The sequence below is a fragment of the Pseudogemmobacter bohemicus genome, assembly GCF_003290025.1.
GTDB classification, from domain to species: Bacteria; Pseudomonadota; Alphaproteobacteria; order Rhodobacterales; family Rhodobacteraceae; genus Pseudogemmobacter; species Pseudogemmobacter bohemicus.
Map to the genome: position 1 here is coordinate 260,272 of NZ_QNHG01000001.1, position 12,059 is coordinate 272,330.

Consider the following 12,059-nt stretch of genomic DNA (forward strand, 5'->3'; position numbering starts at 1 on the left):
TTCCTTCTTCTGAGCGGATGGGTGAAATATGGGGCAGGGTGGGCCGGTCATGTTGCCTGTTCCTCGCCCGCTCTTGCCTGTTTCCGCGAAAGGCGCATGAAATCCTTGCACCGGGGCGGGTATTCTTGCCTGATGCTGTGACGCCTGCTTGCAAGGACGCCGCCGATGCCCAGCCTTTCTGACCTTGTCCGCCGCCATGCCGATGCCCATGCCGACCGCTTTGGCTATGCCGCCACGCCGTTTCAGGGCCTGGGCGTGGTGCGTCAGCTCCATCCCGGTGAGCTGCAGGTGGCGGTGCAAAAGCCGCTGATCGCGATCTGCCTGCAGGGGCGCAAACGGGTGACCATGGGCACGACCAGCTTCGATTATGGCGCCGGAGAGGCGTTGGTGATCACCGCCGATGTGCCTACGATCAGCCAGATCACCGAAGCCAGTCCCGCAGCGCCCTATTACGCGCTGGCGCTGGAGCTGGACCAGGGCCTGTTGCGCAGGCTGGCGGTCGAGGCCGATCTGGGGGTGACCCACGGCGCCCCCGTCCGTATTGAACCCGCCGACCCGGACGTGACGGATGCGGCCTTGCGGCTGATGCGGCTGATCGGGCGGCCCGAGGCGCAGCCGGTGCTGGGCGAGGCGCTGCTGCGCGAGATGCATTACTGGCTGCTGACCGGAGGCCACGGCGCCGCGATCCGGGCGCTTGGGGCGGTAGACAGCCATGCCCATCGCATCGCCCGCGCGGTCGCGCTGATCCGCCAGGACTATGCCAGCGCGCTGCGGGTGTCCGGGCTGGCAAGGGTGGCGGGGATGAGCGAATCCTCCTTCCACCAGCATTTCCGGGCAATCACCACGCTCTCGCCCTTGCAGTTCCAGAAACAGCTGCGGCTGATCGAGGCTCGCCGCCTGATGCTCTCGCAGGGTGCGGTAATCAGCCATGCCGCCCATGCCGTTGGCTATGAAAGCGTGCCGCAATTCACCCGCGACTATGCCCGTCTCTTCGGCGCCCCCCCCGGGCGTGACATGCGCGAGGCGAAGCTCAGCGCCTGACTGGCCCGGATCCGGGCGGCTGTCGCTTTGCTGTCGCAGCCACCGGCGATCTGTCTTCTGCCTTTTTCCCGAACCGGCAAAGGCGCTGCCCGATGCGTCCGGATATCCCGGTAGCCCGTCAGGCAGGGCAGACAGTCATCACCATCGCTTTCCTTCCTTCGGTTCCGGCGCGGGTCTGACAGCTTCGCGGCGGTACGCGATGCTGACACGCGCGGGGCGGTCATGCTCCTCGTTTCGGGCTGGTGATGATCTCTCGCGCCGCATGCCTCGGGTGACAAAGCGCAGATTGCCCATTTCCGCAGTCAGCCGGTCACAGGCTGATCATTGCAGACCCGCATGCGCCAAAGGTTCCGGATCCACCCAGGCCGGGCAAAGGTCGCTATCGCGGGCCGGTTGCCAGAGCGCAGCATGCCCGGGGCCAAAGACCGGAACCCGCAAGCCTCCTGCGCTCGGGACCTTCCTGCTCCGGCTTACCCGTGCTGGTGACACCCTCGATGCGCCGGGGCGGGGCGACAGAGTTCATCCTCCCCGCCTCCCTCTGGCGAGATGAAGGAGGGTGTTGAGGGCGAACATCGTAAGCAGTGCAAAGCCCCTCCTGTTTCAATAAGGGTATTGAGGCAATCCGGCGGGACAAGTTGGAGAGTTTGAGATGTCGGGCCGCAGGCCGAACGCCCCTCTCATGGTCCGGGGCATGTCGGTGCCGCGGGACCGGAATGGCCGCACTGTGGGGCCGCCAATATGGCTGCCCGGCGGGGTATCGCAGGGAAAGCGTCGCGGCCATCGCCCGAGAGAACCCGGCGAAAGAGCGCCTGATCGGGAAATGGATGCGAGAGCACGGCCCGTGCCGGGAGTTTGATTGCGGTGCTCTCTGCCAGAAAATCCGGCGGGCCCTCAGCACGGTGCTACGGGATCGGGACTGTCAGGCTCTGCTGCCGATGGCAAAGGGGGAATAATCGGGAATGGGCCGGCCTGGCGCAGGAGGCCGGCGACCGTCCCCGGCGTCTGCCCTGGCGCGATCTTAAACAGCGCCCTGACCGACCGACAGAACCGGATCGCCTCATTCGAAAGATCGGCCCCCCGGCGCGAGCCAGGTCAGTCCTTGTCCGGCCAGATCAGCAGACCCCCGTGCTTCCCGAGGGCTGAAATGTCGCCGGACCAGTTCCTGTGGCAATAGCGGGCGGCTATGGCCTCACGCATCCGCATCTTCTGACACCATGGATCACCATGGAAAAACTGCAAAGCCAGAAGTTGGAAACAAGGCCTGTTCCCTGACCGTTCGCGGGACCGCCCGCCCCGTCCGACACGTTCGCGGATCGGAGGCCCATGCCGATGGCCCATGCCGATGCGAGAGCTTCCCGATGATGTTAAAGCCCCATGCTGACCGCCGCCCGCCGCTTGGGGGGGGAGTGTCACATGGGTCAATTCCCGATGGAAACTATGCGCCTGTCCGGAGAGTTTATGTTTTTAAATCAACGGAATGATTCATTGGGGCCCGTGTGATCGGAGCGCTGCTGATTTTTTGGATGTCGCGCGCCCGGTCACTCGCGTGCCGGCTCGCGCTGCGCTCGCCGGATTCCCGGCTTTATGGTCAAGGCCGGTCGACTTCGCCATCGGCTTTCAGGCAGCTTCAATCATTTATACACCCAATGCGAACACAGCCCAAAGCGCTGCGAAATAGCGGGAAGCGGGCATCCCCCGGGCTGTGATCTGCTGCACAGCATCCCGCCTGAACCCGTCGCTGTTGTTGAGTGCGGCCTGTCGGCCTCAAAAGGCAGCGGTCAATGCCACGGCAAATCCAGGTGCTGTTCCGGGATCAGCCGGCCGTGATCGCCGCCCGACAGGGGCCCATCCGCCCAGGCCAGGTGTCGCCGTTTGCGAGGGGGGGCTCGCCCCCCTCGCAAACGGTGGGTTCCGCAATCAGGCGAGGTGATCGCGGAAAGCCGCCACCACCTCTTCATAGACCGCGCGTTTGAAGGGCACGATCGCTGCAACCATCTCATCGGCGCGGATCCAGCACCAGGAGGAGAATTCCGGATGCTCGGTTTCGATCCGGATCTGCTCATCCGTGCCCAGATAGCGCAGCAGGAACCATTTCTGGCGCTGGCCGCGATATTTGCCGCCCCAGACCTTGCCGATCAGCTCATCGGGCAGATCATAGGTCAGCCAGTCCTCTGTTTTCGCGAGCTTTTCGACCAGATCGGCGGTCACGCCGGTCTCTTCCCAAAGCTCGCGCAGCGCGGCTTCTTTCGGCTTTTCGCCCTCATCTATGCCGCCCTGGGGCATCTGCCAGGCCAGCTTTCCCTCGGGACTGTTCACCCGCCCGCCATCAATGCGCTGCCCGGCAAAGACCAGCCCGTCGCGGTTCACCAGCACCACACCGACACAGGGCCGGTACGGCAGATCTTCGGCCTTCACCATCGCGCTTACTCGTCCTTGAGGGTGTTCAGCCCTTTCAGGATATCGACCGCATAGGCCAGCTGGTAATCCTCGTCGCGCAGTTTCGCGGTTTCCTCGGCAGCGGCCTGCTCTTCGAGATAGAGCTTTTTCTCGTCCTCGGTCATCGAATCATTGGTGATCGCGCCGCGCAGCCCGGCTTCGGTGCGGGGTTGCACTGCCGTCGAGGGCTCATCCGCCGGGGTGTCGGTGGCCGGATTGGGGCGCGCCGGCTGCTGCACCACGATATCGGGCGAGATGCCAAGCGCCTGGATCGAGCGGCCCGAGGGCGTGTAATAGCGCGCCGTGGTAAGCCGCATGGCGCCCTCGTCGCGCAGCGGGATCAGCGACTGGACCGAGCCCTTGCCGAAACTCTTGGTGCCGACGATCACCGCGCGGCGGTGGTCCTGCAGCGCGCCGGCCACGATCTCAGAGGCCGAGGCCGAGCCGCCATTGATCAGCACGACAACGGGCTTGCCTTCGGCCAGATCGCCGGGTTTGGCATTATAGCGCTCGCCATCTTCCGGCGCGCGGCCGCGGGTCGAGACGATCTCGCCCGAATTCAGGAAAGCGTCCGAGACGGTGATCGCCTCGTTCAGAAGCCCGCCCGGATTGTTCCGCAGGTCGATCACCACGCCGTCAATATTCGCCAGACCGCCCAGCTCTTCGATCCCTTTGGCCAGAGCCGCAGTCAGGTCGGTGGTGGTCTGGTCGTTGAAGGTGGTCACGCGCAGCACCACCGCCTTGCCGACGGTGCGGCCCTTGACGGCCTCAAGCTTGATGGTGTCGCGGATGATCGAGACATCAAACGGCTGATCGGTGCCCTGGCGCACCACGGTGATGATGATTTCCGAGCCGACCGGGCCGCGCATCAGATCCACCGCCTGGTTGAGGTTCAGGCCAAGGATCGATTCGCCGTTCACATGGGTGATATAATCGCCCGCAAGGATCCCGGCCTTGTCGGCGGGGGTGCCATCCATCGGCGAGATCACCTTGACGAAGCCCTCTTCCTGGGTGACCTCGATCCCCAGACCGCCGAATTCGCCTTTGGTCTGCACCTGCATATCGGCGAAATCCTTGGCCGACAGATACGAGGAATGCGGGTCCAGCGAGGTCAGCATGCCGTTGATCGCGGCCTCGACCAGCTTTTCGGTATCGACCGGCTCGACATATTGCGCGCGGACACGGTCGAAAATGGTGCCGAACAGGTCAAGCTGCTCATAGACCGAACTGTCGCGGCTCGCCTGCTCGGCGATCAGGGGCCCGACCTGCGAGGTCAGAACCACACCGGCAAAGGCACCGCCAGCGGCGGCAAGCACGAGTTTCTTCATAAGGTCCTCAGTCTCCTGTCGAGGCGGTGGCGGCGAACCATTCGGTCGGATCGACCGCAGTGGCCCCCATTCTCAATTCCAAGTAAAGCGTTTCCGTCGCTTCGGCGCCAGCCCCGCTTTGCGATCCGTTTGGTGCAAGCGGTGCCTGCTCGGTGGGTTCCGGCGCGGGGCCGCTGCCGTCACTGCCGCCCATCAGGCCAAGCGGCGCCCCGGTTGCGACCACTTCACCCACTTCGCCATAAACCGTTCCAAGCCCGCCCAGAACCAGAAGATAGCCGTCGCCGAGTTCCAGGATGATCACATTTCCGTAGTCGAGCAGCGGGCCGAGATAGCGGATGGTGCCGGGCCAGGGCGCGGTGACCAGCGCGCGGGTGCGGGTGGCAAGCGTCATGCCGGGGCGGCGCACGCCGGCGGCATCCGCCTCATCGGGGCGGCGCAAGAGGCTGCCCACGACCGGCAAAGGCAGCGCCCCCATCGCGGTGACAAAGGGGCGTGGTGCCGCGCCATCGGTCGAGGTCTCGATCAGCCCGGCAGCGAAACTGTCCAGCGTATCGGCGCTTTCCAGCAATGCGCGCAGGATCACCGGATCATCGGTAAAGCGTTTGGGCAGATCGGTGCGCTCCGAGATCGCTTGCGACAGAGCGGTGCGCGCGGCCTGGGCCGAAGCGAGCCCGTCGGTCAGATGCTGTCCGGCCGAGACCTGCAAGGCCCTGAGATCGGCGAGTTCCTGCAATTCGCCGCGCAGCTGATCGACCTCGGCCTGGATCAGCGGCGTGACCTCGGCCACCAGCATTCCTGATCTCGCAGTGCCCAGCGGGCCGGATGGATGGATCAGCAAAAGCGGGCCCCGGTTCTGTTCCATCTGCGCCAGCGCAGACACCAGCTGCCCCATACGGTCGCGCTTGGCGTTGAACCGCAGTTTCAGCACCTCCTCGCGCAGCTCCGCCTGGCGCAGCGCCTCGCGCAGGGCCGCGAGACCTTCCTCATAGGCGCGCACCGTCTGGGTCAGCGCCGCGACCTGAGTGCGACCGGTGGTTGCCGCCTCCATCGCGGCCACTGCCTCGCGCAATTGTGCTGATGCCCGCGCCGCCTGGTCCGAGACCGTCAGTGCCGCGCCCGTTGCCGGTTCGGCAGTGGCGGGCGGGGCCATGTCGGCCTGGGCCATGTCATCCCGGGTCGTATCATCCTGGGCGCGCGTCAGCACGGGCGTCAGCACCAGCGCCAGTGCAAGACCGGTAACGAGGGGCCGGCGCAGGGCTTTCATGTCAGGATCAGACTTTCGCCGGTCATCTCTGCCGGTTTTTCCAGCCCCATCAGATCGAGCAGCGTCGGCGCCAGATCGGCAAGCCTGCCACCCGCGCGCAGATGCACCCCGCGCGGCCCACCGACCAGGATCACCGGCACCGGGTTCAGCGTATGGGCGGTATGGGGCTGACGGGTGACCGGATCGGTCATCACATCGCAATTGCCGTGATCGGCACAGACCACCATGGCGCCGCCCGTGCGCTCCAGCGCGGCCAGAGCCTGCGCCAGCCCCTGATCCACCGCCTCGCAGGCCCGCCTCGCGGCCTCAATCTTGCCGGTATGGCCGACCATATCCGGGTTGGCATAGTTCACGATGATCAGGTCATAACCCGCCTCGATGGCGCCCACGAATTTCGCGGTCACCTCGGGCGCCGACATTTCGGGCTGCAAATCATAGGTCGCCACTTTCGGCGATTTTGGCATGAAACGGTCTTCGCCGGGGAAGGGCTCTTCGCGCCCGCCATTCAGGAAGAAGGTCACATGCGGATATTTCTCGGTCTCGGCCAGGCGGAACTGGGTCTTACCTTGTTTCGCCACCCATTCGCCGATGGTGTTCACGATATCCTGCTTGGGGAACATCGTGGTCATATAACCGTTATGCGCCTCGGAATAATCGACCATGCCAAGCCGCGCGACCAGATGCGGGCGGGCGCCGGGGGCAAAGCCGTCGAAATCCGGCTGGCCGATGGCGGCGAGGATTTCCCGCGCGCGGTCGGCACGGAAGTTCAGGAAGAACAGCCCGTCGCCATCCTTCATGCCCGGGTAATCGCCGATCACCGTGGCCGGGATGAATTCATCGGTGACGCCTGCCGCATAGGCCTGGGCAATGGCCTGGCCGGCGGTCTCTGCCGCCATACCCTTGCCATGCACCATTGCCTCATAGGCAGTGGCGACGCGCTCCCAGCGATTGTCGCGGTCCATCGCGAAATAGCGCCCGGTGACGGTGACGATTTTTGCGGATGGCGGCAGTGCTGCCTCGATTTCCGCGACCTGGGCGGCGGCGGAAGAGGGCGCCACATCGCGCCCGTCCGTGATCGCATGGATCGCGACCTTCACACCCTCGGCGGCGATGATCTTCGCGGCCTCGATCAGATGTGCCTGATGGGCATGGACGCCGCCGGGCGAGCAGAGCCCCGCCAGATGCGCAGTGCCGCCCGAGGCCTCGACAGCCGCGATGAACTGCCTCAGCGCCGGGACCGCCCCGAACGAGCCGTCTTCTATCGCCAGGTCGATCTGGCCCAGATCCATCGCCACCACGCGGCCGGCGCCGATATTCGTGTGGCCGACCTCGGAATTCCCCATCTGGCCGGTGGGCAAGCCCACATCCGGGCCATAGGTCACCAGAGTGGAATTCGGGCAGGTCGCCATCAGGCGGCGAAAGGTCGGGATATTGGCCTGGGCAGGGGCCGAGGTCGCCGGGTCCGGCCCGATGCCCCATCCGTCGAGGATGCACAAAACGACGGGTTTTGGAGCAGACATGCGTGACCTCTCAGGCAGTAACGCGCGAAGTTTTACGCGCGGCCCCAGGCCGGGGCAACCGCAGAAAACCAGCCCTTGCGCGCAAGGCCACGGGCTTCACGCAGCTTTGTTGTGCTGCGCCCGGATCCGCTGCCGCCAAAGGGTGAAAAGCCCGGCCGCAACCACGATCACCGCCCCGATCACCACATTGATGCGCAGGTTCTCGTTGAAGAGCATAAGGCCCAGGAAAGAGACGAAAGGCAGCTGGAAATAGGCGAAGGGCTGGATATCCGATGCCTCAGCCACGTCATAGGCCTTGATCAAAAGCCAGTGCCCCAGCACGGCGGTGCAGCACAGAACCGCCATCAACCCCCAATCGGTGGCGGACATGTTCTGCCAGTTCAGGAGGCCGATGGGCGTGATGAAGACCGCGCCGGAAATCCCGGTCCAGAAGAAACTGGTCGAGGCGCTGTCCTCCCGCGCGACATAGCGCGTCAAAAGCCCGTAAAGTGCGAACATCGCTGCAGCAGACAGCGGCAACAGCGCCCAGGGGGTGAAAACGCCGCTGCCCGGGTTGAGGATGACAATGACGCCAAGGAACCCGACCAGCACCGCCAGCCAGCGCCGCCAGCCGACTTTTTCGCCGAGGACCGGGCCGGAAAACAGCGTCACCAGCAGCGGATAGATCACGAAAACCGCATGGGTCTCGATCAGGCCCAGCCTGATGAAGGCCACAACCATGATGCAGATTTCCGCCACCAGCAGAAAACCACGCAGAATATGGAGCAGGGGGTAACGGCTTTTCGCCGCCGCTTTCAGCCCGCCGGGACTGCGCGCGGCCAGCGCCAGCACGAAAACGGTCATGAACCAGAAGCGGATCATCACCACCATATAGATATTCACCGCTTCGCCGAGATGGCGGGAGATACCGTCCTGAACAGCAAAAATCGCCGAAGTGGCGATCATCAACAGGATACCGAGTCGGGTGTTCTGGGGGGCGCTCATGGTGCCTTTACCGCTATCATGGAGCTTTGGGGGACAACAGGGTTGCGGGGCAGGATCCTGCCGCCATGACATCTGGCGTGACATTTCTGGCAGCCTTGCGCCGCAGGCATGGCGCGGTGCCTCTTGCTGACCTTCGCCTCCGGCGGGAGTATTTGTGTCAAGAGGAAACGGATCAGCTTTTCCCCTGATACAAATACTCATCTTCTGCGACGCGGCGGAAGGTCGGGCCGGACCGATCAGAAGCCTTCGTTTTCACGGTCCGGAAGCGCCGGCCTGACGACCACTGCCCCGGTTACAGCCTCCGTGCCAGCCCCCGTGACAGCCCCTGCCGCATCCGGCGCCAGTTCCTCGAAATCGAAATTATCGAGCCTTCGCGCGCGTTTGCCGGCCTTGTCCGAGGAGATGCGGATTTCCTCGATATCCTTTGCGGCCATCTGGAAATGGCGGTCGAGATTGCCGACCCGGGCTCCGAGCCTTTCGACATCCTGCGACAACAGCGACAGTTCCTTGCGGATCGCGCCCGCCTGTTCGCGCATGCGGGCGTCTTTCAGCACCGCGCGCATCGTGTTCAGGGTTGCCATGCAGGTGGTGGGCGAGACGATCCAGACCCTGGCCGCGAAACCCTCCCGCACGAGGTCAGGGAAATTGGCGTGCAGCTCGGCATAGACCGCCTCGGAGGGCAGGAAGAGCAGCGCCCCATCGGCGGTTTCGCCCTCGATGATATAGCGATCAGAGATGGCGCGGATATGGGCGCGCAGCGACTGGCGCAGCTGCTGTGCCGCCTCCTGGCTCTGGCGCGGGTTTTCGGCGCGGCGCAGCGCCTCATAGGCCTCCAGCGGGAATTTCGCGTCGATCACGATCGGGCCGGGGGGATTGGGCAGATAGATCAGGCAATCTGCACGTCTGCCATTCGAAAGCGTCGCCTGCATCGTATAGCTGTCCGAAGGCAGCGCCTTCTGAACGATGTCATGCAGCTGGATCTCGCCAAAGGCGCCGCGGGTCTGTTTGTTCGAAAGAATATCCTGCAAGGACAGCATATTACCCGAGAGTTTCTCGATCTTTTCCTGCGCCTTGTCGATGGTCTCAAGCCGCTGCTGCAATTCGCCAAGCGAACGCGCGGTGCGGGTTGACGACCCATGCAGCGCCTCGGTCATCTGGCGCTGGACATCGGCAAGCCGGGTTTCCATCAGTTTCAGCATCGAGACCTGCGAGGCGGCCTGGGCCTCGGACACATGCGAAAGCCCGCCCGAGAGCCGCTCCTGCCCCTCCGAGAGCGCCTGGACGCGGTGGCTCATCCAGGAGATTTCATTCATCAAAGGCTGCGCGGAATTGCCGGCCCGGTTGGCGGCGCGCAGGATCAGGATCAAAAACAGCGCAAGGATCAGCGCGCCGGCCCCGATCAGCAGGATCTCGGGGTCGTTCCAGGCATGGGTCTGGCCAAAAAGCGTGATCATCTGCGTCCCGTCATCTGCGCCCGAAAAGCCGTTCTATATCATGGAGTTTCAGCTCGACCCAGGTGGGGCGGCCATGGTTGCACTGGCCGGAATTCGGCGTGACCTCCATCTCGCGCAACAGCGCATTCATCTCTTCGGGGCGCATCTGGCGGCCAGAGCGGACCGAGCCATGGCAGGCCATGCGCGACAGGACCGCGTCGATTTTGGTCCGGGCAAGCGTGCTGTCGCCCTGATCTGCAAGCTCATCCAGAATGTCGCGTATCAGGGCGGCGGCGTTGACCGGGCCAAGGATCGCCGGGGTCTCGGTCACCGAGATGGCCGAGCCGCCGAAAGGCTCAATCACAAGGCCCATCGCCGCAAGGCTCTCGCTTGCCGAGAGGATCAGGCCCGCATCGGGGGGCGAGAGGGTGATGATCTCGGGGATCAGCAGCACCTGGCGCGGAATCTCACGCGCGGCCATCTGGGCCTTGAGGCGCTCATAGACGAGGCGCTCATGTGCGGCATGCTGATCGACGATGACGATGCCGTCCTGGGTCTGGGCGATGATCCAGTTTTCATGCAACTGGGCGCGGGCGGCGCCAAGGGGGAATTGCTGCGATGCGGGGCCGGCCTCGACGACTTGCTGCGCAAGCGTCTCGGCCAGTCCCGTGCCGGTGGGCTGCTCCGCGCCCATGATTTGACCGCAGGTCTCGGCGAAGCCCTGTGGCTCCGGGATGGGGGAGGCAGAGGCCTGAAAGACCGGCGCCTGAAAGACCGGGGCCTGAAACGCGAAGGCCTGGGCCAGGGTGGTCTGTGCAGGGCGCTGCGGCAGATCGCGCGGCGCAAAAGGCTGGCCGGGGCGGAAGGCGCCCAGCGTCCCGGCCCCCACGGTGGTCGAGGCGCGGTGTCCTGCGCCGGTCAAAGCGCTCCTGATCGCGGTGATGATCAGCGCGCGCGCCGCATCGGGCTCACGAAACCGCACCTCGGATTTCGCCGGATGCACATTCACATCCACCCGCTCGGGATCGGTGATCAGGTTCAGCACCGCTGCCGGGTGGCGGTCGCGCGACAGCACGTCGAAATAGGCGGCCCTGAGCGCGCCGATCAGCAGCCGGTCCGAGACCGGCCTGCCATTGACGAAGAGATATTGCTGCGTGGAAGAGCCGCGCGAATAGGTCGGCAGGGCGGCAAGCCCGACCAGCGCCATCCCGTCGCGACTGGCCTCAATCCGCATCGCATTGGCGGTGAAATCTGCGCCGATGATCCGGGTCAGCCTGCCATGCAGCGCATCGAACAGGTCGCCCTGTTCCGGATCGAGACGCAGGATCACCCTGGGTCCTTCGGCGGTGACTTCGGAGAGGGTGAAACCCACCGCCGGCTCCGCCATGGCGAGGCGTCTGACCACCTCATGGATCGCCTGGGCCTCGGCCCGGTCCGTGCGCATGAATTTCAGCCGGGCCGGTGTTGCGTGGAAAAGATCGCGCAACTCGACCACGGTGCCCGAGGTCAGCGCCGCCGGGCGCGGCCCGTCCAACCGCCCGCCATTGCAGCTGATCTGGCCCGCCTCGAACCCCGCCGCGCGCGAGGTGATCACCAGCCGCCCGACCGCACCCAGCGAAGGCAGCGCCTCGCCGCGAAAGCCGAAGGAGCGGATGTTCAGCAAATCACTGCCGTCGATCTTCGAGGTCGCATGACGGGTCAGCGCCAGCGGCAGATCATCCGGCGCCATGCCGCAACCATCATCGGTGACCCGGATCAGCGTTTTGCCGCCATCGGTGTAATCCACCCGGATCCGGGTCGCCCCGGCATCCAGCGCATTCTCGACCAGCTCCTTCACCGCCGAGGCGGGGCGCTCCACCACCTCACCGGCGGCGATGCGGTTGATCGCGGCCTCGTCCAGCTGGCGGATCACCGGGCGCGCGTCGATTTGCGAGGGATTGGGAGAAATCTGGCTCATGCCGCAATATCTAGCAGCCAGGGCCGAGTCGCGAAAGACCCGCCACTGCCCTGTCGCCTGGTTCGGATAACAGGGTTAACCATCTGTGCGCGGCGG

The 12,059-nt window shown here is 64.8% G+C and carries 8 protein-coding genes; 1 reads left to right on the forward strand and 7 read right to left on the reverse strand.

All coding sequences use genetic code 11. The features are described from left to right. Positions 1-165: 165 nt before the first annotated feature. Complete coding sequence (locus DRF71_RS01210) at positions 166-1,041, forward strand: AraC family transcriptional regulator (protein ID WP_112308814.1); 876 nt, start codon at positions 166-168, stop codon at positions 1,039-1,041. A gap of 1,917 nt (positions 1,042-2,958) precedes the next feature. Here the strand turns inward: DRF71_RS01210 and DRF71_RS01220 are convergent. The 7 genes from DRF71_RS01220 to mutL form a co-directional block, all read right to left on the reverse strand. After that, positions 2,959-3,459: an RNA pyrophosphohydrolase gene (locus tag DRF71_RS01220; RefSeq protein WP_112308816.1), complete on the reverse strand. Its 501-nt coding sequence runs from the start codon at positions 3,457-3,459 to the stop codon at positions 2,959-2,961. A gap of 5 nt (positions 3,460-3,464) precedes the next feature. Further along, positions 3,465-4,805, reverse strand: coding sequence for a S41 family peptidase (locus DRF71_RS01225; protein WP_112308817.1), 1,341 nt, complete (start codon positions 4,803-4,805; stop codon positions 3,465-3,467). Positions 4,806-4,812: 7 nt separating this feature from the next. Further along, positions 4,813-5,955, reverse strand: a complete 1,143-nt coding sequence (locus DRF71_RS01230; protein ID WP_408634522.1) for a murein hydrolase activator EnvC family protein — start codon at positions 5,953-5,955, stop codon at positions 4,813-4,815. A gap of 110 nt (positions 5,956-6,065) precedes the next feature. Continuing rightward, positions 6,066-7,589, reverse strand: a complete 1,524-nt coding sequence (gpmI, locus tag DRF71_RS01235; RefSeq protein ID WP_112308818.1) for a 2,3-bisphosphoglycerate-independent phosphoglycerate mutase — start codon at positions 7,587-7,589, stop codon at positions 6,066-6,068. Positions 7,590-7,685: 96 nt separating this feature from the next. Beyond that, the gene (locus DRF71_RS01240; RefSeq protein WP_112308819.1) at positions 7,686-8,573 is read right to left on the reverse strand and encodes a DMT family transporter; all 888 of its coding nucleotides are present in this window, start codon (positions 8,571-8,573) and stop codon (positions 7,686-7,688) included. A gap of 236 nt (positions 8,574-8,809) precedes the next feature. Continuing rightward, positions 8,810-10,027 (reverse strand): DNA recombination protein RmuC, encoded by a 1,218-nt coding sequence (locus tag DRF71_RS01245; RefSeq protein WP_112308820.1) that lies wholly within the window; start codon positions 10,025-10,027, stop codon positions 8,810-8,812. A 10-nt stretch (positions 10,028-10,037) separates the two neighbouring features. Beyond that, entirely contained in the window at positions 10,038-11,963 is a 1,926-nt protein-coding gene (mutL, locus tag DRF71_RS01250) for a DNA mismatch repair endonuclease MutL (RefSeq protein ID WP_112308821.1), read from the reverse strand. Positions 11,964-12,059 lie beyond the last annotated feature (96 nt).

Excerpts from the sequence above, each read along its gene's own strand:
- DRF71_RS01225 (WP_112308817.1), bottom strand. The coding sequence starts at position 4,805 with ATGAAGAAACTCGTGCTTGCCGCCGCTGGCGGTGCCTTTGCCGGTGTG.
- DRF71_RS01245 (WP_112308820.1), bottom strand. The coding sequence starts at position 10,027 with ATGATCACGCTTTTTGGCCAGACCCATGCCTGGAACGACCCCGAGATC.
- gpmI (WP_112308818.1), bottom strand. The coding sequence starts at position 7,589 with ATGTCTGCTCCAAAACCCGTCGTTTTGTGCATCCTCGACGGATGGGGC.
- DRF71_RS01230 (WP_408634522.1), bottom strand. The coding sequence starts at position 5,955 with ATGGCCCCGCCCGCCACTGCCGAACCGGCAACGGGCGCGGCACTGACG.
- mutL (WP_112308821.1), bottom strand. The coding sequence starts at position 11,963 with ATGAGCCAGATTTCTCCCAATCCCTCGCAAATCGACGCGCGCCCGGTG.
- DRF71_RS01220 (WP_112308816.1), bottom strand. The coding sequence starts at position 3,459 with ATGGTGAAGGCCGAAGATCTGCCGTACCGGCCCTGTGTCGGTGTGGTG.
- DRF71_RS01210 (WP_112308814.1), top strand. The coding sequence starts at position 166 with ATGCCCAGCCTTTCTGACCTTGTCCGCCGCCATGCCGATGCCCATGCC.
- DRF71_RS01240 (WP_112308819.1), bottom strand. The coding sequence starts at position 8,573 with ATGAGCGCCCCCCAGAACACCCGACTCGGTATCCTGTTGATGATCGCC.